24 protein-coding genes are annotated in these 21,923 nt (G+C 47.1%); 13 read left to right on the top strand and 11 right to left on the bottom strand.

Features of this window, described 5'->3' with window-relative positions; all coding sequences use genetic code 11:
* Positions 1-120 precede the first annotated feature (120 nt).
* The 3 genes from rng to NFR90_RS02800 all read left to right on the top strand — a co-directional run bounded on the left by rng (position 121) and on the right by NFR90_RS02800 (position 2,779).
* Positions 121-1,581 carry a ribonuclease G gene (rng, locus tag NFR90_RS02810; protein WP_251450523.1) on the top strand — a complete coding sequence of 487 codons (1,461 nt, stop codon included), beginning with the start codon at positions 121-123 and terminating at the stop codon, positions 1,579-1,581.
* Positions 1,582-2,250, top strand: coding sequence for an HAD family hydrolase (locus NFR90_RS02805; protein ID WP_251450516.1), 669 nt, complete (start codon positions 1,582-1,584; stop codon positions 2,248-2,250).
* A gap of 157 nt (positions 2,251-2,407) precedes the next feature.
* Complete coding sequence (locus tag NFR90_RS02800) at positions 2,408-2,779, top strand: ribbon-helix-helix domain-containing protein (protein ID WP_160334492.1); 372 nt, start codon at positions 2,408-2,410, stop codon at positions 2,777-2,779.
* Positions 2,780-2,916: 137 nt separating this feature from the next.
* Here the strand turns inward: NFR90_RS02800 and NFR90_RS02795 are convergent, their stop codons facing one another.
* Entirely contained in the window at positions 2,917-3,333 is a 417-nt protein-coding gene (locus NFR90_RS02795; protein ID WP_160334491.1) for a deoxycytidylate deaminase, read from the bottom strand.
* A 147-nt stretch (positions 3,334-3,480) separates the two neighbouring features.
* On the opposite strand from NFR90_RS02795, the gene NFR90_RS02790 reads away from it, so the two are divergent.
* The 3 genes from NFR90_RS02790 (at position 3,481) to NFR90_RS02780 (ending at position 5,238) form a co-directional block, all read left to right on the top strand.
* A complete protein-coding gene (locus NFR90_RS02790) occupies positions 3,481-4,335 on the top strand; it encodes a hypothetical protein (RefSeq protein ID WP_251450514.1) in 855 nt (284 codons plus the stop codon).
* A 137-nt stretch (positions 4,336-4,472) separates the two neighbouring features.
* A complete protein-coding gene (locus tag NFR90_RS02785) occupies positions 4,473-4,718 on the top strand; it encodes an AbrB/MazE/SpoVT family DNA-binding domain-containing protein (protein WP_251450512.1) in 246 nt (81 codons plus the stop codon).
* 19 nt (positions 4,719-4,737) lie between these two features.
* The gene (locus NFR90_RS02780; protein WP_251450510.1) at positions 4,738-5,238 is read left to right on the top strand and encodes a peroxiredoxin; all 501 of its coding nucleotides are present in this window, start codon (positions 4,738-4,740) and stop codon (positions 5,236-5,238) included.
* Positions 5,239-5,272: 34 nt separating this feature from the next.
* Here the strand turns inward: NFR90_RS02780 and NFR90_RS02775 are convergent, their stop codons facing one another.
* The 9 genes from NFR90_RS02775 to NFR90_RS02735 form a co-directional block, all read right to left on the bottom strand.
* On the bottom strand, positions 5,273-5,467 hold the full coding sequence (locus NFR90_RS02775) for a hypothetical protein (RefSeq protein ID WP_251450508.1): 195 nt from the start codon (positions 5,465-5,467) through the stop codon (positions 5,273-5,275).
* Positions 5,468-5,597: 130 nt separating this feature from the next.
* Positions 5,598-6,836: a dicarboxylate/amino acid:cation symporter gene (locus tag NFR90_RS02770; protein WP_251450506.1), complete on the bottom strand. Its 1,239-nt coding sequence runs from the start codon at positions 6,834-6,836 to the stop codon at positions 5,598-5,600.
* Positions 6,837-7,340: 504 nt separating this feature from the next.
* Entirely contained in the window at positions 7,341-8,483 is a 1,143-nt protein-coding gene (gene iadA / locus NFR90_RS02765) for a beta-aspartyl-peptidase (protein ID WP_251450504.1), read from the bottom strand.
* 54 nt (positions 8,484-8,537) lie between these two features.
* Entirely contained in the window at positions 8,538-9,011 is a 474-nt protein-coding gene (locus NFR90_RS02760; RefSeq protein WP_251450502.1) for a YjiG family protein, read from the bottom strand.
* Positions 9,012-9,029: 18 nt separating this feature from the next.
* A complete protein-coding gene (locus tag NFR90_RS02755) occupies positions 9,030-9,758 on the bottom strand; it encodes a nucleoside recognition domain-containing protein (protein ID WP_160334483.1) in 729 nt (242 codons plus the stop codon).
* Between the two features lie 545 nt (positions 9,759-10,303).
* Positions 10,304-10,711: a cupin domain-containing protein gene (locus NFR90_RS02750; protein ID WP_251450500.1), complete on the bottom strand. Its 408-nt coding sequence runs from the start codon at positions 10,709-10,711 to the stop codon at positions 10,304-10,306.
* Entirely contained in the window at positions 10,708-11,544 is an 837-nt protein-coding gene (locus NFR90_RS02745) for a DUF3737 family protein (protein ID WP_251450498.1), read from the bottom strand. Before NFR90_RS02745 ends, NFR90_RS02750 begins: the two co-directional genes overlap by 4 nt.
* Before the next feature lie 322 nt (positions 11,545-11,866).
* Entirely contained in the window at positions 11,867-12,202 is a 336-nt protein-coding gene (locus tag NFR90_RS02740) for a cytochrome c3 family protein (protein WP_251450496.1), read from the bottom strand.
* Positions 12,203-12,212: 10 nt separating this feature from the next.
* Positions 12,213-13,667 (bottom strand): FAD-dependent oxidoreductase, encoded by a 1,455-nt coding sequence (locus tag NFR90_RS02735; protein WP_251450494.1) that lies wholly within the window; start codon positions 13,665-13,667, stop codon positions 12,213-12,215.
* Positions 13,668-13,828: 161 nt separating this feature from the next.
* Between NFR90_RS02735 and NFR90_RS02730 the strand changes: the two genes are divergently transcribed.
* The 3 genes from NFR90_RS02730 (at position 13,829) to NFR90_RS02720 (ending at position 17,013) form a co-directional block, all read left to right on the top strand.
* Positions 13,829-15,673, top strand: a complete 1,845-nt coding sequence (locus NFR90_RS02730; RefSeq protein ID WP_251450492.1) for a sensor histidine kinase — start codon at positions 13,829-13,831, stop codon at positions 15,671-15,673.
* Positions 15,663-16,289, top strand: a complete 627-nt coding sequence (locus tag NFR90_RS02725) for a response regulator transcription factor (protein WP_251450490.1) — start codon at positions 15,663-15,665, stop codon at positions 16,287-16,289. Before NFR90_RS02730 ends, NFR90_RS02725 begins: the two co-directional genes overlap by 11 nt.
* 346 nt (positions 16,290-16,635) lie before the next feature.
* Entirely contained in the window at positions 16,636-17,013 is a 378-nt protein-coding gene (locus NFR90_RS02720) for a hypothetical protein (protein WP_251450488.1), read from the top strand.
* Positions 17,014-17,117: 104 nt separating this feature from the next.
* Here NFR90_RS02720 and NFR90_RS02715 read toward each other — a convergent pair whose 3' ends face one another.
* Positions 17,118-18,137: a helix-turn-helix transcriptional regulator gene (locus NFR90_RS02715; RefSeq protein ID WP_160334480.1), complete on the bottom strand. Its 1,020-nt coding sequence runs from the start codon at positions 18,135-18,137 to the stop codon at positions 17,118-17,120.
* Between the two features lie 547 nt (positions 18,138-18,684).
* Here NFR90_RS02715 and NFR90_RS02710 point away from each other — a divergent pair.
* From NFR90_RS02710 to ilvD, 4 genes are all read left to right on the top strand, one after another.
* The gene (locus NFR90_RS02710; protein WP_251450486.1) at positions 18,685-18,999 is read left to right on the top strand and encodes a Sir2 family NAD-dependent protein deacetylase; all 315 of its coding nucleotides are present in this window, start codon (positions 18,685-18,687) and stop codon (positions 18,997-18,999) included.
* Between the two features lie 41 nt (positions 19,000-19,040).
* On the top strand, positions 19,041-19,457 hold the full coding sequence (locus NFR90_RS02705) for a Sir2 family NAD-dependent protein deacetylase (protein WP_251450553.1): 417 nt from the start codon (positions 19,041-19,043) through the stop codon (positions 19,455-19,457).
* Between the two features lie 203 nt (positions 19,458-19,660).
* Positions 19,661-20,155, top strand: coding sequence for a C40 family peptidase (locus NFR90_RS02700; protein ID WP_251450484.1), 495 nt, complete (start codon positions 19,661-19,663; stop codon positions 20,153-20,155).
* A 59-nt stretch (positions 20,156-20,214) separates the two neighbouring features.
* Positions 20,215-21,873 (top strand): dihydroxy-acid dehydratase, encoded by a 1,659-nt coding sequence (gene ilvD / locus NFR90_RS02695; RefSeq protein ID WP_251450483.1) that lies wholly within the window; start codon positions 20,215-20,217, stop codon positions 21,871-21,873.
* Positions 21,874-21,923 lie beyond the last annotated feature (50 nt).

The following is a 21,923-nucleotide window of genomic DNA, read 5'->3' as shown; positions in this document are numbered from 1 at the left end:
GCCGATCTCCAAAATCCATAGCAGTTCAATTATCCAACAGTATCTTCTTTTTATGTTGACTGCTTATCAATTTTGAGCCTCAAAGATTAAAATCTTTAATATCAAAAAAAAAGGATAAATATGCAGGAAATACTAATTAATAATGCGCTGCATGAATCACGCGTCGCTGTTATGGAGGACGGAGTGATTCAGGAACTGCGCATTGAAAGAAATGCCGAAGCTTCCCTGGTAGGCAACATCTACCTCGGAATCGTCGACAAAGTTCTGCCGGGCATGCAGTCGGCGTTCGTGGAAATCGGCCTTCCGCGAGCAGGCTTTCTTCATGTCGGCGATATGCGCCAGTCACATCAGGCGAACGGCGGCAACATCCCGATTGAGAAACTGCTTCATGACGGACAAGTCGTTCTGGTCCAAGTCTCCAAAGACCCGATCGGAACTAAGGGCGCTCGTCTGACAACGGAAATCAGTCTCGCGGGCAGACTTCTCGTTTATCTACCGTACACCTCGCATATCGGTGTCAGCCAAAAAATCGAAGACGGTGCAGAAAGAGAGCGTCTCAAAGAAGAGATTGAACTGCTGTCACAGAGCTGCGGCACAAAAGAAGGCGGCTATATCGTTCGAACCAGCGGCGAAGATGCCCACCAGGAAGATTTCTTAAACGATATGAAATACCTGGAGAAACTCTGGCAGAACATCGAACACAAAACACACGTCATGGATTCTCCGGCACTGCTGTACTGCGATGTGTCCATTGAGCAGAAAGTCCTTCGCGACCTGTTCACAGAAAAAACCTCCAAAATCATCGTCGACAGCAGATCTGTTTTCAATGATTTAATGAACTTCGGACAAAAGTTTGTTCCGGAAGCCTGCGGAGTATTGGAGCTTTACGAAGGGGAACGCCCGCTCTTTGACCAGTACAACCTGGAAAAAGAAATGGAAGCTGCGCTCAGCAGAAGGGTGGATCTGAAGTCCGGCGGCTATCTTATTATTGATCAGACTGAAGCCATGACGACAATCGACGTCAACACTGGAGCATTTGTCGGAAGACGTGACTTCTCAGACACCATCTACAAAACAAACCTCGAAGCGACACATGCCATTGCGCGGCAGCTGAGACTGAGAAACTTGGGCGGAATCATTATCGTCGACTTTATCGACATGGAGTCTAAAGATCATGAAGACGGCGTTCTCGCTGAACTGCGCAAAGCCGTACTGAATGACCGCAACCGCATCTCCATATCGGAATTTACTTCATTAGGTCTGGTGCAGATCACCCGCAAGAGAACACGTGAGTCACTGGCGCATGTCCTTTGTGAGACCTGTCCGACATGCGGCGGAAGAGGCGAAATTAAAACCGCGCGTACCGTCTGCTATGAAATTCTTCGGGAAGTGCTGCGCGAACACCATCAGTTTGACGGTGCCAGAGAATTTAGAATCCTTGCAAATCAAGCCGTTATTGATTTATTCCTGGATGAAGAAAGCGAAGCGCTGGCGCTGCTTGGCGACGCAATTCAAAAACCGATCACGCTCAGCGTTGAGCATGAATATCAGCAGGAACAGTACGACGTACTGGTGAGCTAAATGGCAAATAAAGACTGGCAACTGTTTGTATTTGATTGGGACGGAACGCTGATGGACACAACGTCTCTAATCATGAAGGGCTATCAGCACGCAAGTGTGGAACTTGGTTATCCCAAGCCTTCGGACGAACTGGTTCTTTCGACCATCGGTCTGAATCGCTCGGACTCCATCGGCATCTGCTGCGCAGATTGCCCGCCCGGACGCTATGCCGAATTTACTAAAGCCTATATGGATTGGTACGCGAAGCAGGAGTCTCAGCTCGACTTAGTGCCCGGGTTCCGCAAACTGCTTACCAATATGCATAAGGATGGAAGGCGTCTTGCCATTGCGACAGGTAAAAGCAGGGCGGGTGTCGAACGCGTCTTCAAAATCACAGGTGTCGGTGATTTGTTTGAAGCGGTCCAGACAGCGGATACTAATTTTTCTAAACCGAACCCTATGATGCTGCATTCGCTTGCAGATGAAACGGGCCTCGAAACCACAGATATGGTCATGATCGGAGACTCGGTTTTAGATATGCAGATGGCGTCAAACGCTAAAGCGGATTCGGTGGCTATGACTTACGGGGCAAGCCCTGCCGACAAACTGAAGCGGTACGCATCGCTCGGAACCGCTGACAATGTTGAAGAACTGGCTAAGATTTTAAATCTCACTCAATACTTGGAATAATCCGGATTTCAGCAAAAGACTCGGAAGGGCACGGAATTCAGCTCCGTGCCCTTTTTGGTTTCAAAATGGATTAAATACTAGTGTTTTCCCTTAGTATATTACCTGCAAAGGGACGAGAGAGGTCCCGATAAAAGATTAAACATAAGGAGTGATCGAAATGGGAAAAGCTGAATGGAGTGTGACAGTTTCTGAGGAACTCAATGACGCAGCTATGGCATATCTAGCTAAGAGCGGAGAAGGAGTCGAAGGTTTATCTAACCTCGTTGAAAACGCTGTTGGCAAATATGTTCAGGATCCGCGTGCAATTGACAAAGAAAGCGATGTTACAGAAGGCGAACTCAACGATCTGATTAATGCTGCCGTCGAAAAGACAAAGGAAAAATATTCCAGTCTGACTGAAGGCGAGCTGCGCGACATCATTAATGTTGCCGTTCAAAAGACTAAAGAAAAGTATACCGGTATTACCGCCGGCCAGTTCAATGACATGATCAACAGCGGTATTGATGCTGTTAAAAGAGCAATGAAGTAAGAGTTAAAAGCGTCAGGTGTGAGCCTGACCTTTTCCCGAACGGTCGGCTTCGAGATACGTTGTCGGAGTTCGGAAAAAAGCAATAGACTTGGATTGACCTCCAAGTCTATTTTTTTAGATATGTGAAGTAAGGTCTTTTATAACTGCTCAACCTTAATGCCCGCCTTTTTAAGAAATTCAATACCGGAGTCGTCACGATACTTCTCATGGTAGTAAACCTCTGTGATGCCGCACTTTTGAATGAGGAGCGCACAGTGGATGCAGGGGGAACGAGTAATAAATATTGAAGCTCCGTTGGAGGAGTAACCATTCTGCGCAAGTTTTGCAATCGCGTTCAGTTCGGCATGCTGAACCTCGGGACGAGTGACCAGTTTTCCGTCGACTTCATATTCACAGCAGTTGTCATACCCGGTCGGCATACCATTCCACCCGAAAGAAATGATCGAATGATTTTTCACAATCACACAGCCGACTTTGAGACGCTTAGCGTAACTGCGTTCAGAAGCGATATGAGCGATTGTCATATACATTTGATTGTCTTTTTTAATGTCCATGGCTGGCTCCCCAATATAAATAGGATCATTGTAGAGGTTTTGTCACTCGTAAGTTGCTTCCCAAGCTAAGTTCAATTTAGTGAATCACAAGCAACGTTCGTCGGATGCTGTGCTAATCTTTGCATATTGTTACAAGGGACTCATTTTATGAAGATTATTCTCGCATTAGTCTGTTTCATCGCGATGATGCTGCACGCGTTTTTCGGATATTTCCTCTATACCAGAGGCGAAACGGTGTTCGAACCCGAGAACATGATCGTCGCTATAGAGAAGAAAGCGCCGAGCGAAAAAGACCGTTTTGCAATATTCAGAAAGAAAGCAGCACCGGCCGCAGTTCAGTCTGCCGTGAGTGAACCTAAGGAGCAGGCGATTCCGACCACTGAAAATACCGTGACCAAAAACACTGCCGCCGCTGAGCCTCAGGCTTCGGAAGAAACTAAATCCGAACAGACGGAATCTTCCGCCGGCACAGAAACTGCAGTGCCGACCGAAGCCGCTCCGATTGCTTCGAATCATGAGCAGGAATCCGAGTATGTACCGCTGAACACCGGATGGTCCGGCTTCCTTCAGGTTGAAAACGCCATTATTACCGCGATGCTGTTCTTCCTGGGGTTTGCCGTTTGCTGCGTCAAAGGAAGGGGGCCTGCATCCCGCTGGGTCTTCGGTTTTAATCTTATTTTCTGGGCAACTCTGTCCGGATCCATTTGGTTCTTCAATCCGGAAAAAACTCCTCTCACGATCCTGAATATCAAGTACTCATTCCCGCAATGGTACATAATGATCGGTTTGTGCGGCCTTGCGGCAGTTCTGAGTCTGATTCTCTTCCTTAACGCTTTCCGCAACCCGGTTGAAGCGGCACCGAAGATCGCAAAAGAATCGAAGAAAGAAGGACCTAAGGTTGAACCGAAAAAAGGATTTTTCTCGAGTGCATCGAAAACAGAACCGATCGTTCCCGCGGCCACGGAAAAAATTAATGGTCCTATGGATAAACGCCCGGAATAGTTCTAACTAAAACAATCTCTGCCTCGATCATACTCGGGGCATTTTTTTAGCCTCTAAAGCTCAAAATGAGACTAATAAAACTTAAATAAATCTCAAAAAAAAACTAAAATCAAAACCGACAATACAGTGGGGAACCCATGACAGCTTATCTTAATTCCGTTTCGGTTCAAATCACTGAATCGGGCAGAGTCGCCATTCCTGAAGAAATTATCAAAGCCGTAGGTACAAAAGTGGGCGGAGTCGTCAGTTTTGTTCTTGATGGGCAGAACGTTTTTATTCGATCGGTCGATGAAAAACCTATTTCGGAAGACCAACTTGAAAATTCCAGTTTCAGCAAAAAATATGCTTCTCCGATAAAATTCAAAATATTTTCAAATCAATAACTGTACAAAGATGTGTCACATGACCAACAACACCGCAACGGAAATTGATCCTTCCGAATGCAAAGCTGTCCTCGGCGAAAAGGCGCCAGACTTTCGTCTTCCAAGCGACTTGGGAGGAGAAGTAAAACTGTCTGACTTCCTTGGAAAAAAGATTGTTCTCTACTTCTATCCCAAAGACAATACGTCAGGCTGCAGTCTTGAAGCCATGGACTTCGAAGCAGCACTAAAGACTTTTCAGGGCGCTGATTTTGTTATTTTAGGTATTTCGCGTGACAGTTTGAAGAGCCATGCGAATTTCAGAGAAAAGAAATCGTTAACATTTCCGCTCTTAAGCGATACCGACTCAAAAGTCTGTACGGAATACGGCGTGCTCAAAATGAAGAGCATGTATGGAAGAAAGTACTTAGGTATTGAAAGAAGCACATTTGTGATTAATGAAGAGGGAGTGCTTATTGATGAAATGCGAGGCGTAAAAGCCAAAGGGCATGTAGAGGCACTGCTTAAGAAACTCGGACTCTAATTAACAATAAAGCCGCTCTGAAGCGGCTTTACTTTTAATAGAAGAATCCGAAAACCAGATTTGGAACGATATCAAATATCGCGTCTAGAAGAGCGTAAATGATAGAAAGCCCGTCGTCGATCGTGTCTCTATGTTCGGCAAAAAAGCCGGTCAGATTAAAGGTTGACGCCAAGTAATACAGGCCGCTTTCAATATAGCTGTCCAGCTGGCTCCAAAAGGTCGGAAACATAATTATCCTTCTCAGTTCTACGAGAAAAGCATAACAAAATCCCAAATGAGATGCAGAGCGTTTTGTTCATATAGAGCAAAGAAAAACCGGGCATGGACCCGGTTTTTCTAACAACTAGGAAGTCAGCAGATTAGATCTGTGTATCTTCGTCCATCTTTTCTTTTCCAAGAACGCCTTCAGACTTAGAAACAACCAGAGCTGTGAGGTTGTCACCAAGAATATTTACAGATGTACGGATCATGTCGAGGATACGGTCGATACCGGCAATCAGAGCGACAGCTTCCAGAGGAATACCGACCTCTGTGAAGACCAGTGTTGTCATGATAAGACCGGCACCCGGAACACCGGCTGTACCGACGGCAGCAAGAACGCCCATGAGAACGATTTCGAACTGCTGTGTGAGTGTAAGGTCGATGCCGAAAACTTCAGCAGCAAAGACCGCAGTGACACCCATGTAGATGGAAGTACCGTTCATGTTGATGGTATTTCCGAGCGGAATCGCAAAAGAGGCGATCGCTCTGGAAGCGCCCATCTTTCTTGCGCTTTCAAGGTTAACCGCGAGCGCGGCAGCCGAAGAGCAGGTTGTAAAGCCGATGAGCCAGGGCTCGAACGCGCCTTTCAGGAAAGTGGAAATCTTGAGGCCGATAACCTTGACCAGCGGAAGATATGTCACAACGACGAAAATCACTGTAGCGATGAACGCTGTAAGGATCAGTTTGCCAAGCGGAAGCAGAACCGCAAGGCCATGGCGTGTAACTGTATAGGCGATCAAACCGAAAACACCGATCGGAGCGTAGAGCATGATGTAATTGGTCATGCGGATCATGACATCGCCGACTTTCTGGAAGAAGTCTGTCAGCATCTTGGCGCTGTCACCCATGAGAGAGACACAGAAGCCGAAGAAGATCGAGAAGAAAATAACCTGAAGCATGTTGCCCTTTGCAAAGGCATCGATCGGGTTAATCGGGACGATTTCAAGAAGGACTTGAGAAAGAGCAGGGGCAGCCGCAGCTTTAGCTTTGAGACCCTCAACGGAAATGGTGAGACCTACGCCCGGAGTCATGATATTTGCGACAATCAAGCCGATCGTCACTGCAATCGCTGTAGTGACCGCAAAGAACAGAATCGTTTTAACAGCGATGGAACCGATCTTACTGGCGTTGCCCAAACCGGCAGAACCTGCGATCAGGGTTGCAACAACCAAGGGAACGACCACCATACGGATTAAACGAATGAACAGCTGGCCGAGCGGCTGGAGATATGTCGTCGCGAATTCACTCGAGACGATGCTCCCCACAATGACACCGAGGACCAAGCCGTACATCATCTGCATCGGCAGTCCTACCCAAAAACTTTTTTTAGCTGACATAACTCCTCCAAATTAGAATGCAGCACAAAAAAAACAAGAAATAGTTATATTGAAATAACAATTTGCACATGAAACATTTTGACATGTTTCATCCATTTTACCGAGTTATGGACAACGAGATAAAGATTTTTTGTAATGCGAGAATTTTTATTCAAAATATGAAAACTTAGATTGAATTATGAAATTTAACGCCTAAAAATCCCAAAATATTACTCAACATAATAATAGTTATGTTGAGTAATGACTGTTTTTTAATCGGATAATCAATATGTTATAAATTTATTATTCTATGATTTATGTCATTAGCTTAGTTTTCTAAGCAAAATCTATGTCCTATTCTGCTGGACATTTATCGTCTCTCATGAAGACTTCTGAATTGTTCGTCGGTGAGAATTTTTGGCTTCGACGGAATTTTTTGACCGTCTGCACACAAGAATAGAAATTTTGGCACGAAAAAACGGGAGGCAGTTTTTATGTCTCCCGTTGGTGAATCAAGAAAGAAAATTATTCTTCAAAGGCACCTTTGACGATGACTTCGGAGTCTTTCATGACCTGACGGCCCTTCATGAACAGATGAATCGGCTTGAGGTCTTTGTCCATAACTAAGAGGTCCGCGTCTTTACCGGCTTCAATCACGCCCTTGTTCTCAAGGCAAAGAGCCGTAGCAATGGTGCGTGTGAGCGGAAGCAGAGCTTTTTCTAAACCAATCTTGCCTGCTAATTCACGAAGCTGCAGAAGGTTGTCGGAAACTTTGCAGACGGTAAGACCAATCATCTCGCCGTTCTTGTCAAATCTCGGCATGGAGCCGTGACCGTCAGACGAGAAGGTAATGCGGTCGATCGGTGCACCCTCTTCCAACGCCATAACAAATGCGTCAGCAGCGCTGCCCATATAGTTGCCGCCGCTGGTTGTAATGTCGATATAGCCGCCTTCCTTAGTAAACGCGATCGCCTGAGCAAAAACTTCAGGATGACGACCAACGTGTGTCGGACGAATATGTTTGATCGGCATGCCGGTCTTGACACATTCCATAAATGCCGGGAACGCGATCGGAAGATCACCTAAGTGAACATGAAGATAAGAATCATGACCGCAGATCATGCCGCCGACACGGCAGTCAGACAGAACACGAAGCACTTCCTGAGTTGTCGGGAAAGAGCAGCGATGGTCGCCCATAGCGATCTTAACGCCTAAGCATTCGGGAATTGTCAGAAGATCTTTTCTAACGTCGCCGGTAACTGTTGTCGGCGGATAACGATAGTTGGAAGTCCACATCCAGCCGGTTGCGCCCTCTTTGGTCAGCGCACGGACTTTTGCCATCAGGGCTTCAATCGGACGTGTTTCGCTGTCAGTACCGGAAACACCGACAAAGCTGGTAATACCGGCTTCGACGAGCTCGGAGAAGTTCAGCTCGGGAGCGCGAGTCAGAGGACCGCCCTCTCCGCCGCCGCCCGTGACGTGAATATGCTGGTCAATCAGGCCGGGAGCAACAACCGCGCCGCCTAAGTCGACAACTTCAAGACCGGGAATATCAGCATTGATCTGATCTTCGACAGCGATAATTTTGTCATTAACAACGAGAATCTGCTTAATGCCTTTGTGCTCAGGCGCATAAAGGTCTGCGTTTTTAAAGAGATATGAAGTCATGTTATGAGAATCCCCGCTTTCGCGGGGATTTTTAAGTGTTATTAGAGGACTATATTATGAACCTAAAACGACCAGGCGCATAACCCAGAGGGAGAGAAGCGCGACGATCGGAGGAATGGCCATAATCTTGAAGAGGTCGGAACCCTGAACGCCGATAACACCAAGGCAGCGGCCCATGTACTGAACCTGGGAGCCCATGAGGTAAATAGCGGGGATACAGATAGCGAGCTGTGTACCGTCGATAGCGCCCTTATCGAAAAGCGCAACCGCAACACCAACACCGCCGCCCATGGACATCCAGCCGCCGAGAAGGATCATGGCTGCTTCGCCGGGAAGACCGAAGATAGCCATAATCGGTCCGAGAACCTTGCCGATCATGGCAAGAGCGCCCGAAATTGTGAGCATTTTGATGATAACGAAAGCCATCAAAACGTTCGGAATTGTAGAGTGAGTCGCAATCGCCCAACCCTGATTTGCACCATTGACGAACACGTCAGTGATCATCATTTTGCCTTTACTTGCTGACATATTTCTTTCCTCCGAAAATTAAGCGTTCTTGCGGACAGAAATCTTTCCGCCCATCTGGATTACACGCATAATGTTCGCGGCAAGAATCTTGCCAAGGAACAGAATGCCGAGACATGCGCCGATGCTGACCGGAACGGCAGGCTTACCATCAGCGGCAAGCAGTGTAAACAGAACAGCGCCGGAAGAAAGGAAGTTTGTGATGCAAGCGTCAGCAGTCATCTGGAATGCAGCAAAGTTGTTGATTTCTTTGTCATTCAGAATGTTGTCGTCTTTGAGCTGGCGTGTGAGCGCTGCACCGCCGTCGGTAGACTGCAGAGAAGCGATCAGAGCAAGACCGGCACCACCGGGGACGCCGATAAGCGGACGAAGGATCGGAGTGAGGATCTGACGGCAGGCTTTAAGAGCACCGAAGTGGTCGAAAACCGTGATCATCGCAAGCGCGAACATAACGGTCGGAACCAGAGTGAGAGCGAACATGAAGCCGTCGATCGCACCGGAACCGCCTTTACCGCGGAAGTTGGCCGTTGCAACATTCAGAGCGTCGCCGTTCTGAGTTACGCCGGAAACTAACTTACCGAAAGAACCGTTGATGGTTGTGAAGTCGAAGATGCCCCACCACTGATTGGTTGCGCAAACACCCGAGAAAAAGACACAAGCAAGCACCAGAGAGATGTAGGCGCCGATTGTGACTTTGTCGCTTTTCTCATCAGCCAATTCAGGCTTCTGAACATCGTTTTGAGAAGACATAGACTATCCTAGCAATTAAGTATTAAACAAAAGCGAGAATTGTTAATCTCTATTCCACTATCGCTTCGATCTTATTTTTTGATCTGTAAGCAGCTAATGAAACAAACACTGAAACTAACGATTCTCACATCGCGAGTTTACCCGCTTGCGCACATTATGAAATGAAACCTCATGTGAAAGAATTCTGCTAAACCCTAATACGGCGGCACTTTTGAGGGTATTCTTCGGCCTTCATTCGCTTCATTTAGCATGTGAATTTATTGGTATTAACCCGCTTATTCTTGATATATAAATTTAGATTTATCTAATTGCTGAATTATTTTTTCGAATTCGAACAAAATAAGAAATTTATTTGTTCTAAATTTTCCGAGTTTATCTGCGGGGTTAAATGTATGACATAACGTTAACTAGTCAACCGATTGTCATGATAAACCCTTAGGCTATTCATATTTTTACCTCCTTTTCCTTGTTTTTAAGCAAAGAAAAAGACGGCCATACAGCCGTCCAAAACAAAATTTCAGATGTGCTAGCACATATAAGCGTGTTTATCCTAGTTTTTGATACTGAGCATCGTCCACCGGTTCACACCATTCTGTGCGGCTTCCTTCTCCCGGTATCTCCTGGGCAAGATGCTGAAACCAGCTGTTCTTTGCCGCACCGTGCCAGTGTTTGACGTTAGCCGGAATATTGACAACATCTCCCGCTTTTAAATGGCGGGCAGGCTTGCCCCACTCCTGATACCAGCCTTCTCCGTAGACGCAGATGAGCATCTGACCGCCGCCTTTCTCGGCATGATGAATGTGCCAGTTATTGCGGCACGCGGGTTCAAAAGTCACGTTGTAAGTTGGAATCTGCTCCGCCGTCAGCGGCGCAAGATAACTCTGACCGATAAAGTATTCGGCATAAGCGTCGTTAGGCGCCCCCAATGGAAATACACTCAAAGTTTCTTTCATTTATTTAACTCCACAATTTCTGCTTCACCCGGTTCATCTAGGATGATTTCTTTAATTTCATCGGCCTCTATCCTTCCGCTTCTCGGATTCTTGACGGAATCAATACTGCCGATCACTTTGGCCTGAACATCAGAAAACTCAAAGGCAAGGTCGCAATTCACCATTCGGCAATTAATCAGTTTGAGCCCCTGACAGAAGCAAAGCGGCTGAGTTCCTTCAATGACGCAGTTCTCAAGTGTCAGATTCGTGGAATACCAGGCTAAATACTCACCTTTTAAATGAGAGTTGCGGACGGTCACGTTCTCGCTGTGCCAAAAGGCATCTTTTGTGTCGAGGTCGCTGTCTTCAATCAGCAGGTCCCGGATGTACTGGAATGAATACTTCCCTTTTTGTCTGCAGTTTTTCAGCGTCAGATCAACTGTGTCGAGAAAGAGGTACTCTGCCTCGACCGAACAGTCTCTCAGCATGATTCCTCGGCACTTCCACCCGAACTCAGGACTTTGAATACTGCAGCCTTCAAGCAGAACATTTTGACAGTCGCGCAGCGCTTTAATGCCATGAAGCTTTGTATTGATGATTTTGCCGTCGTAGCAGTACCAAAGCGCCGCCCTCGCCAGCTCGTCAAAACTGCAGTCCTCAATCTCGAAATCTTTGGCATGCCAAATCGGATATCTCATAGAAAAATCGCAATTTTTCAGTCGAAAGTTCTCCGGATGCTTCAGAGGCGACTCTCCGTCCTCAGGTCCGCCGAAGACGCAGTCAATCAGTTCCGTATCAGTCAGACGATACAGTGAGCGCTCGGCTTCAAAAGTTCTGCCAATAATCTGCTTCATTATTTCTCCAAACGTTCAAAGCTATGCTGAATTCTAGAAGCCGCAGTTTTTATTCGTCCAATACTTATTATTCATCATTGATCATCAGAGAATGGCATAAAAGGCCGCTGCCTTGGATTATCGACCGTCTATGCAAATACTTCGGATAAGCAATTTTTTTCAGACTAACGCTTCTCTCTATTATTAATGCTTCTCTCTATTATTAATATTAGGACAGTCTCGATGAACTCAAGCTACTGAAACTCATTCAGTTAAACCCTATTCAACCGGAATGAGAAACGGACCGGCATTAAGACCGATCCGTTCTTTGCGCTAACGTTTATTAAGGCATTCGAAGATCAAATTTATGGCACTGGTCGCAGGAAGTCACGGACGGAGAATGTCCTTTATGACACGTCGAGCAGTCACGATCACCAAAGTGGTTATAGTGCGGATTCGGATTAACCTTCTCAGTCCGTTTAGCCAAAGCCATATAGCTGCCGTGACACGCCAGACATTGTTCCTTACGGACTGTTGCCTGATCCGCACCCTGTTTATGGCATGAGATACATTGAACATTCAGTTTTGCATGACGATCCGCAATAAATCCGGCTATCTCCGCTGCGGAGGAACTGAGGGCGACAAGTGCGCAGGCAAGCGCGATAAGAATCTTATACATTATTTTCTCCTTAATTATTCTTAGCCATATGCTGAGCGGCGATTCGTCCGAATACTGTGGCACCGCCAAGCTGTGAGCCGCCAATGTAATTGCCGTAAAAAAGGCCGCCGGCAGCGTTTCCAACGGCATACAGTCCTCTAATCGGGACGTTTTCTGTATTGAGAACCTGAGCCTTACGATTAATCTTTGGTCCGCCGAATGTAGCTGTAATACCGCCTTGGAACGGAAATGCATAAAAAGGTGCTTTATCCAGAGGCTTAGCGGCTGGAAGTGAGCACGGAGGATTCATTTCTTTCAGTTTGCCCGATTTAACCGCAGCATTAAATTCATTGATAAGCGCCGTGAACTGCTTCTGATCTGCACCCATCTTCTGCACCAATTCTTCAACAGTATCGGCAACCAAAACTTTAGTTTTCATATCAATGAATTTTTTCGCAGCCTTTGCGGATAGTTCCCAATGGCTGTCAATGACGTGATAAGCCAGATTTTCCGGTGTTAATTGAGCTGTAGCGAACGATTTCTGTGTATAGGTGAAAACCTCATCCATAAAACGCTTACCGCGGACATCCACGTCGATTCCCAGACCGGCATCAATAACAAAGTTAGGATTCGCATGAGTTTCCTCAACGATCGGACCGCAATGGAACTGGTCCATATGGACAAACTGTGCTCCGAGCGGACGTGTCAGTTCAATATTTTCACCCATGGTATAAGGTGAGCCTCTAAGCGCAAGTCTCGAGAGCGGACCGCCCATATAGCGGCACAGCAGTTCACGATTTGCTGAGAAGCCGCCGGTCGCAATAACCACTCCTCTCGTGCCAAAGAATTCTTTGACGCCATCGTCCGTTACGCATTTCACTCCAACCACTCTGAACTTATTATCGTTTAAGAGTTCAATTGCCTTAGTATTGAACAAAATTGGAATGTTTCGTTGTTCGCATGCGCTGATCAGATACCGGACCAACCGCCCGCCGCCTGTCAGTCCCTGTCCGTCCACATTGTGCATGCGATAGCCGATCGGCCAGGGCTTTCTTTTAATTTTGCTGAATTTGACTCCAATATGATTCTTCAGCCACTCAAGGTCCGGACCAATATTTTTGACATAGGCATCAACAAGTTCCGGGTCGGCTCTTCCTTCGGAAACTGCCATCATATCTTTGCGAAATTCTTCTTCTGTTTCCTCGTGTCCCTCCGCCTTTTGCTGAGCCGTACCCCAAGCCGCAATACCACCTGAAGCATAAAGAGAATTACCGGCCGCGTAATCCATCTTCTCCAAAACAACGGGTTTAAGCCCAAGATCATAAGCTTCAATAGCTGTAACCAAACCTCCGGTTCCTGCTCCCAAAATCACCACATCAAAAGCGTTACCGGAAACTTTTTTCCCCTGTGCATAAGAAGCGGGAACCATGGCGGAAGCGCCAAAGCAACCGATAAGACCTTTCATCCATGAACGTCTGCTAAGCATGTTTTCTCCTTAGTTAACTTGTTATTGAATGAGGAAATTTTCTTCAGATCAATGCCTAGGCATCGTGACATTTATCAAATAAACCTCAGATTTAGGTCAATACGAATTCTGTCTCCCAACCGTGCCCTATAGAATCAAAGAAAAACGAACACAACCAACTCATGAATCCAAAATATTTGATCAAAATTGCTGTTCTGGCTTGTTTCGGCCTTTGGTCCGCCGCCTATGCCTACGAGCCGCCAAAAATTGGTGACGTACTGCATGCTCCCGAATCTTCCCAAGCCGACGATGACAGACGAGTAGTAACGATGCTGATTACTCAGTTTGCCTATCCGAATATCAACTATCCCATTCTTGAGTCCACTGTTGAAACACTCAAAAAACTCTTCGGACCAAATCACTTTAAAGTCAGCGTCTATTCAGGTGAAACTTCGGATATTGGAAAACCTGATCTAGTTCTAAGCTCTGCCGGCACCTATGCCCGAATGAAGATGAATGGAGCCCGGGACCTTGCAAGCGTTGTGTCCTCGCTCGCTCCGGATCCCAATCGGGCAGAAGGCAGTGTTTTTATCGCATTAAAAAGCAGAACTGACTTAAGAGATATACCTGATCTTAAAAATAAAATCGCCGCAATAACCGGCCCGAATGCATTCTCCGGAAGCAATATTGCATTAGGAGAACTACATAAACGCGGTTACAATCCCGACCGCTTCTTCTCTCGTCATGTCACTTCGGATTACGATATGCAGAGCATCTTGGAGATTCTGAGGGAAAGAAAAGCTGACGTCGGGATTGTGCGTACCTGCTTTTTGGAAGAACTGCAGAATATGGGGCGTGACGTGAGCGATTTCAAGGTCATCGGTCAGAAAGCATCTGACGGACATTTAAAGTGCGCGACCTCCACGGACTTATATCCGAACTGGACAATCTTCGCGACGCCAAATCTATCATCAGAAGACGCGCGTAAAGTCGAACTTGCCCTGCTTTCCATGCCGCCCGGTCAAAATAACCTTCACTGGGGAATTGTCTCCGACTTCGCTTCCACTGATCAGCTCTACAAAGATCTTCGGCTCGGTCACTATAAATATTTACGAGAATGGACTTGGGAGAGAATTAAACGGGAATACGGAACCTATATCCTTATTTTTATTCTTTCTGTTATTGCGCTGCTCATTCATTCTGTAAGAACCACTTATTTAGTGGATAAAAGAACCAATCAGTTAAGAACAGCCCTTCAGCGCCAGAAAGAAACTCTGCAGAAAGCGCAGAAAGCGCAGTTAAAGATTCAGACACTGCAGAAAGCAGGAGCCGTCGGCCAGATCTCTTCGATTGTCGCTCATGAATTAAGACAGCCGCTTGCAACGATCATGAATTACTCGCACGGACTGCAGAGACTTTTAGAACAAAATGCCTCCTCTGATGTCATCAGCGACGTCATTTCAAAGGTTCAGGGGCAAGCGGAAAAAGCCGAACGTATCGTCTCCAAAGTCCGAGCTTACGCTAAAGGTTCCGGACAAAAACGTAAGATTTTGAATTTAGGAAAATTGGTTACTCAGTCTGTTTCGCTCATACAAGAGTCCGGAATTTCTAAAAACCCTATCCTTCTGAACTGCAGCGCAAAACACGAGATATTAATATACGGAGATCCGGTAGAAATCGAACTGTGCGTCGTTAACCTCATTAAAAACGCACTGGAAGCCTCTCCACCTCAGAGTCCGGTTCGAGTTAGCATTAACATTGCAGCTCCGGAACAGAACTCATTAGAACCTTACGCTGAATTTATCGTTCGGGACGAAGGAGCCAAGCTCACACAAGAGGAGTTCGCCAAAATCACTGAACCGCTTCAGTCCAAGAAGATCGAAGGCCTCGGACTTGGACTTGCGATTGTTCAGCTGATTATTTCAAACCACAAAGGAAGTCTAATGTTCAAACAGCTTCCGGAAAAAGGAATTGAAGCCATCATGCGTCTACCTCTTGTTGCAAAGGAAAGTCAAAATGTCGCCTAAAACACCGCTTATCAGGGTTATAGATGATGATCTCGACCTGTTGAACTCTGTTGAATTTCTTCTCAAATGCGAAGGCTATGAGGTTGCGGCTTACACCGATGCTCAGGAGTTTCTTCGCGCCGACTCTCCAAGCCGCCCAGGATGTCTGGTACTTGATGAGCAAATGCCGATCATGACCGGACAGGAACTTCAAAGTGAATTAAACGCCAGAAAAAGCGTACTTCCTATTATTTTTCTGACCGCGCATGGGGATATAGATATGGCGGTGCAAACAATGATTCGCGGAGCAGTTGACTTCCAGCAAAAACCGATCAAACCCGAGAAATTTTTAATCTCGGTCGCCCGGGCGGTCCAGATTGATTTGGACAGACGAGGCGGAGCATCCGACTTAAAGGACGAAATCATCATGTACGAAAAGCTCACAGAGCGGGAAGAACAAATCTGCCGACTCGTCGCCGACGGTCTTATCAACAAAGAAATCGGAGAACGCTTAGGAATATCCAAAAGAACCGTTGATCACGTACGGGCATCCGCCGTTAACAAACTGCAAGGGAAGTCTGCAGCCCAACTCGCCGCCTTCTTTAGAAGAATAGACAGTGTTAAATCAGATAACTAATCCCGCAGCAAAAGCAGCCGAATACTTACCTGCATCTAAAGCCCTCCTGATGCCCGACTCATCAGCAAGATTCTCACGCTTTCCATGCCCGTAGGACATCCTGTCTGACGAATTCATTTTGCGCAGAAATAATCACCATTTCGACATGAAAACTAGTACGTTTCGCGCCAAATTTTATTAGGCATTACCCGCCCATTTCTATTTTAAGATTGACAATCGCATCAAAACCCTCTAAAAACACATTGCGATTTCGCAAAAACGATAAAACTGAGGGTGTCGCAATAAGTTACTCCCTTGGCTTTATATAAAACCTATAACAAACCTTTTTGTTTTGAAGGAGTAAACAATGCCTAATGTAGTTGGCAACATCAAAGCTAGTGTACCGCCCGAACAGCAGAACAGAACGCTCAACCCCGGTGACGTTTCCTTCCTCGGCTTTGAGAGAAAAGACAATGTGTTCTACGTTACATTCGCTTGGTGCGATATGCTCGGCGGAAGACACGAACACACATTCCTGCGCGGCGATATCTTCGCTAACTTCCACACCGTACTTAAGGTCTTCACCGACGGCGGACTGCCGATCGATACTCACAAGCTCGACGATTTCCATACTCGTCTCTGCCAGCTCTCCACTGTCTTAGTTCAGGAAAACAAACCTGAAGAAAAGAAAGAAGAGAAAAAAGAAGACAAAAAGGAAGAGAAGAAAGAAGCTGCTAAGAAGTAATCTTTCTTCGGTACTTTTTTACGGCTGCGCTGCAGCCGTTTCTCCCAAAATTCCCGCTCCCGGTTTAAAAAACGAAGCGGGAATTTTATTTTGACCTTCCGAATTTATCGCGGTCTGCTTAGTCCGATAATCTCCGGCACATCTCCCTCTATCGGCTGCTTGTCCGATCTTCTGATGCCGGCCTTTTCTTTCCACATGGCAACCCATCCGTCCAAAAGCATCGAATCCTGAATGTCAACTTCCAGGTGCCAAATCCCATCCTCTCCCTTTTCCAATATCTGAGAAGTATTGAACGGCGTTTCTGTCAAATTCCTTGCCGTCTGATCGCTTTCAAACTCTAAAATCCAATGGATCCATGCTCCGTTGCTGAAATTGAAATGCCGGTCGTTCACGTAGCCCTGCAGATCAAAATCCTTCGGGCGAACAGCCGGGAAGTCCGTCACTTCCGCTCGTTTGAATCGGTGCAGCGCTAAATGCACCTCATTATCAAAGTGTTCAAAGCGGCATATCAGATACAGGCGCGAGTCCTGCTGCACCAAGCCCAAAGGCGCTACCGCCGCTTTCGTGGTTTTGCCTTCATTGTTGGTGTATTCGACGCGAAGCATCTTTTCTTCATAAAGCGCTTCTGAAACCGAATCAAATATTCTCGGCAAAATCTTTGGCGGTATCTGAGAAATAGAAGAAGAAACTACACAGACTTTCTTGAGCCAGTTACGCTCCTTCGCATTGCGCCCCTTCTCGTTCAGCTCTTTTTCCGCGGCATCAAATAGAAAATCCAAAGACTTGAGAACAGCACCCGGCATCTGATAGCGCATATGTTCCTGAGCAAGCCTCAGCAGCAGACATTCATTAGGTCTGAGATTGATTGAATCAAACTGAGAACAAGTGCGTTCGCGGCGATATCCGTAAGCACTGTCACGGGTATCACGAATAATTCCGTATTTACCGCTGTCCGCCATCTGCTTTAAATAGCGCTGAGTCGACCTCAGGCTGATTTCAATGCCTGCTTCCGAGAGCGATCTTACAATCTCGTCCGCTGAGACATAGCGGTTGCTGACGGGAATCCTTGCGAGAATTTCTAAAATGATATCCGCTTCGGAACTGCGGTTATATTTACGGCCCATTGCTCTCTCTCACATTGTCTGTAGGATGTTTTGAATCTTACTACAAGGGAAACTTCTCTCTTTTCCATGCGTCATTCTTTTGCGCTTAAAGGCAGAGTTCTTTACCTTTCGGTCAATTTTCCGCGCGACAAAATTTTTCGTACTATCGTTTAAATTGACATTGTCGGCTTTTATCATTCGGAGACAAAATGACTGGGTTTGCAGTAAATCTCAGTAATTATTTTCGCGCTTGCACGCTAGATCTGCATTTCATCAGGTCCGGTGCTGACGGCGAGGCTTCGAATGGGAAAATTTCTGAGTACTGTAAGGAAGAAGGAACTCATACAGAAATGTTGAATTTTCTTCCTATATGTATAAGTCCGACGTCTCTGCCGTCCCCGGCCTTCCGACACAATCCGCGCACAGATCACATAAGCTGATAACACTGCAGAGAGATTGAATTCTTTTGGAAGGCACAGCGGGAACTCGGATTCCAATGCCCTCTTTAAAAGAAAAACGCAGAGGAATCAACATATTCCAACAATTATTAAAACAATTAGGGACAAAAATGAACATCGATTTTGGCCGCTTGATCATCAATGATTCCAGACCATTAGTCTTTATCCTTTCCGGAGCCGGTCTTTCAGCAGAGAGCGGCATACCGACATTCCGAGGCAAAGACGGTTTATGGAAAAACTGGTATCCGTCGGAAATTGCCTCAGACACAGCTTTGAAGGAACGCCCGGAAGACGTATTTGAGTTTTACAACTTCCGAATCGGAAAGGCCGTCGACTGTCTGCCGAACGCCGCTCATACTTCAATTGCACAATTTCAGCAGGCGGTTAAAGACTACTGTGAGTCGTACACGTCACGCAAAACGTAGACAATCTTAACGAACTCGCTGGTTCTCCCTCAGTCTTCCATCTGCACGGAGATTTCCAGTCCTCGCTTTGCAGTCAGTGTAAAAACACCTTTCCAAGGCTCAGTCTTTATAAGAAAAATAATGTCTGTCCGGTCTGCGGCGCCTCTGGCTACTCGGTCAGACCGAATGTAGTTCTCTTCGGCGAAATGCCGTATGGCTTGGATTGGATCACGAGTTACCTGAAAAAAGCCTGCGTGTTTGTGTCCGTCGGCACCTCCGGGGCCGTTTATCCTGCAGCCAATTTCGTTCTGGATACTGAAGCCGCGATTCGTATTAATTTCGATATCGAAACCGGAAAACGAAGAAATGCCAGCTTTACGCATGAAATTACCGGTCCTTGCTCGCAAACGCTTCCGCCCGTTCTTGAAGCACTTAAAGAAGAACTGAGTTCTCGTTTTAAAGAACAGAAAAATAAATAGACACTAGAAAGCGCAACTCTCCTAGCTGGCAGCACGCACATTGCCCAAGACTCTTTCAATGAGTGTCTTGGGCATTTTTCATGCTGCAGATAAAAAGTTCTCAATCGTAAGACAAACTACCCGATTTTTTTACTTCAGAATCCTCTAAGCAGCATTGCGCTAAACTGTAATGCATTCCAATAACCTCTATCCTCCTGAAGTAAATGGACAGCGTGTGCAATCGTAAACTCAGCAGAAGAACAACACTTTCGCTTCTTTCTATGCTCGCACTCAGCGGCTGTTCCATGTTCAGCTCAAGCCGCTATAAGTATGATCCGGTCAGCTATAACAGCTCGCTCGGCTCTCGCGTCCTAAAAACGGCGATGACCCAGTACGGCGTCAAGTACGCCTACGGAAAATCCTCTCCCTCCGACGGCTTTGACTGCTCCGGCCTGATTTATTGGGCTTACAGCCGACACGGTATAACCGTTCCGCGCAACACGTCCGGTCAGTCTAAGGCAGGAAAATGGATCGCCGCGCGAAACACTCGCCAGGGCGATATTGTCGTCTTTAGAGTCGGAAAATCTCTGCACACCGGTTTGGTTGCTGATAAGGGAAGGTTTCTGCACGCGCCCTCAAGCGGAGGATATGTCCGTATGGAATATCTGAACAGCGCTTATTGGAAAGGCAAAATCATCGGCTATCGACGTATTGTCTAAACCGAAGAAGATACAATGAAAGAATCGTTCAACAGGATAACGAAAACAAGGTTATTAATATGAGAAGTGACAAAATCAAAAAAGGCTCTCAAGCCGCACCTCACCGCTCCCTGCTCTACGCGCTCGGCCTGACCGACGAAGAACTGGAAAAACCTCTGATCGGTATCGTCAGCTCTAAAAACGATATCGTCCCCGGACACATGAACCTCGATAAGGTCGTCGACGCTGTCAAACAGGGCGTCGCACTTGCCGGCGGTGTTCCGATCGTGTTCCCTGCTATCGCTGTCTGCGACGGCATCGCTATGGGACACGAAGGCATGAAATACTCTCTCGTCAGTCGTGAACTGATCGCTGACAGCACCGAAGCCATGGCGATTGCCCACGCTTTTGACGCGCTCGTGATGGTTCCGAACTGCGATAAAAACGTCCCGGGCCTTCTGATGGCTGCGGCCCGACTGAATATCCCGACTATTTTTGTCTCCGGCGGCGCAATGAGCGCCGGCGTCATCGGCAAGAAGAAACTTTCGCTCGTCTCCGCTTTTGAAGGCGTCGGCGCATACAAGGCCGGCAAGATCAGCGAAGAAAAACTTCATGAAATTGAACAGAAATGTTGCCCTTCCTGCGGCTCCTGCTCCGGCATGTTTACCGCCAATTCCATGAACTGCCTTACAGAAGTTCTGGGTATGGGACTTCCGGGCAACGGCACAATTCCTGCCGTTCAGAGCGCCCGTATCCGCCTCGCGAAACAGGCGGGCATGCAAGTTATGGAACTGCTGAAGAAAGACATCAAGCCGCTTGACATCATGACCTATGATGCCTTCATTAACGCGATGACTATGGACATGGCGCTCGGCTGCTCCACCAACTCGATGCTGCACCTGCCCGCAATCGCGCATGAATGCGGCTTCAAGCTTGACATGCATCTGGCAAACGAAATCTCAGAGCGCACACCGAACCTTTGCCACCTGTCTCCTGCAGGCCCCCACTTCATCGAAGAACTGAATGAAGTCGGCGGCATCCCGGCAGTGATGAAGGAAGTTGCTAAGAAAGGTCTTATCAATACCAACCTGTTGACCGTAACGGGCAAAACCATTGCGGAAAACATCAAAGACGCGGAAAACAAAGATCCGGAAATTATTCGTCCGATCGACAATCCCTACAGCGAAACCGGCGGTATTGCCGCACCCTTCGGCAATCTCGCTCCGGACGGCTCCGTCGTAAAACGTTCCGCCGTCGCGCCTGAAATGCTCGTGCACAAAGGTCCGGCCCGCGTCTTTGACAGTGAGGAAGACGCGATCGCCGCAATCTGGGGCGGCCAGATTAAAGACGGCGATGTTGTGGTAATTCGCTACGAAGGTCCGAAGGGCGGTCCCGGCATGCGTGAAATGCTTTCTCCGACATCGGCCATCATGGGCGCGGGACTCGGCTCCACAGTCGCTTTAATTACCGACGGCCGCTTCTCCGGAGCCAGCCGCGGCGCCGCGATCGGACACGTTTCTCCGGAAGCCGCGATTGGCGGCCCCATCGCGCTTCTCGAAGAAGGCGACATTATTTCCATCAATATTCCGGAACATAAACTGGAAGTTGAGCTTTCCGACGAGGTTCTTGAGGAGAGAAGAAAGAATTGGAAGCCGCGTGAGCCGAGAATCACCACAGGATATCTGGCTAGATACGCCAAACTGGTGAGCTCCGGCACCTCCGGCGCTGTCCTGAGTTAATCCTTCAACTTACAAAGCCGGTTTAACGCCGGCTTTGTTTTTACTCACAC

The sequence above is a fragment of the Parasutterella muris genome (assembly GCF_943193095.1).
Lineage (GTDB): Bacteria > Pseudomonadota > Gammaproteobacteria > Burkholderiales > Burkholderiaceae_F > Parasutterella > Parasutterella muris.
This window is presented reverse-complemented; position numbering and strand designations above follow the sequence as displayed.

Bases quoted from the DNA above. Each gene is read 5' to 3' on its own strand.
- rng (WP_251450523.1), top strand. From the start codon at position 121: ATGCAGGAAATACTAATTAATAATGCGCTGCATGAATCACGCGTCGCT.
- NFR90_RS02805 (WP_251450516.1), top strand. From the start codon at position 1,582: ATGGCAAATAAAGACTGGCAACTGTTTGTATTTGATTGGGACGGAACG.
- NFR90_RS02800 (WP_160334492.1), top strand. From the start codon at position 2,408: ATGGGAAAAGCTGAATGGAGTGTGACAGTTTCTGAGGAACTCAATGAC.
- NFR90_RS02795 (WP_160334491.1), bottom strand. From the start codon at position 3,333: ATGGACATTAAAAAAGACAATCAAATGTATATGACAATCGCTCATATC.
- NFR90_RS02790 (WP_251450514.1), top strand. From the start codon at position 3,481: ATGAAGATTATTCTCGCATTAGTCTGTTTCATCGCGATGATGCTGCAC.
- NFR90_RS02785 (WP_251450512.1), top strand. From the start codon at position 4,473: ATGACAGCTTATCTTAATTCCGTTTCGGTTCAAATCACTGAATCGGGC.
- NFR90_RS02780 (WP_251450510.1), top strand. From the start codon at position 4,738: ATGACCAACAACACCGCAACGGAAATTGATCCTTCCGAATGCAAAGCT.
- NFR90_RS02775 (WP_251450508.1), bottom strand. From the start codon at position 5,467: ATGTTTCCGACCTTTTGGAGCCAGCTGGACAGCTATATTGAAAGCGGC.
- NFR90_RS02770 (WP_251450506.1), bottom strand. From the start codon at position 6,836: ATGTCAGCTAAAAAAAGTTTTTGGGTAGGACTGCCGATGCAGATGATG.
- iadA (WP_251450504.1), bottom strand. From the start codon at position 8,483: ATGACTTCATATCTCTTTAAAAACGCAGACCTTTATGCGCCTGAGCAC.
- NFR90_RS02760 (WP_251450502.1), bottom strand. From the start codon at position 9,011: ATGTCAGCAAGTAAAGGCAAAATGATGATCACTGACGTGTTCGTCAAT.
- NFR90_RS02755 (WP_160334483.1), bottom strand. From the start codon at position 9,758: ATGTCTTCTCAAAACGATGTTCAGAAGCCTGAATTGGCTGATGAGAAA.
- NFR90_RS02750 (WP_251450500.1), bottom strand. From the start codon at position 10,711: ATGAAAGAAACTTTGAGTGTATTTCCATTGGGGGCGCCTAACGACGCT.
- NFR90_RS02745 (WP_251450498.1), bottom strand. From the start codon at position 11,544: ATGAAGCAGATTATTGGCAGAACTTTTGAAGCCGAGCGCTCACTGTAT.
- NFR90_RS02740 (WP_251450496.1), bottom strand. From the start codon at position 12,202: ATGTATAAGATTCTTATCGCGCTTGCCTGCGCACTTGTCGCCCTCAGT.
- NFR90_RS02735 (WP_251450494.1), bottom strand. From the start codon at position 13,667: ATGCTTAGCAGACGTTCATGGATGAAAGGTCTTATCGGTTGCTTTGGC.
- NFR90_RS02730 (WP_251450492.1), top strand. From the start codon at position 13,829: ATGAATCCAAAATATTTGATCAAAATTGCTGTTCTGGCTTGTTTCGGC.
- NFR90_RS02725 (WP_251450490.1), top strand. From the start codon at position 15,663: ATGTCGCCTAAAACACCGCTTATCAGGGTTATAGATGATGATCTCGAC.
- NFR90_RS02720 (WP_251450488.1), top strand. From the start codon at position 16,636: ATGCCTAATGTAGTTGGCAACATCAAAGCTAGTGTACCGCCCGAACAG.
- NFR90_RS02715 (WP_160334480.1), bottom strand. From the start codon at position 18,137: ATGGGCCGTAAATATAACCGCAGTTCCGAAGCGGATATCATTTTAGAA.
- NFR90_RS02710 (WP_251450486.1), top strand. From the start codon at position 18,685: ATGAACATCGATTTTGGCCGCTTGATCATCAATGATTCCAGACCATTA.
- NFR90_RS02700 (WP_251450484.1), top strand. From the start codon at position 19,661: ATGGACAGCGTGTGCAATCGTAAACTCAGCAGAAGAACAACACTTTCG.
- ilvD (WP_251450483.1), top strand. From the start codon at position 20,215: ATGAGAAGTGACAAAATCAAAAAAGGCTCTCAAGCCGCACCTCACCGC.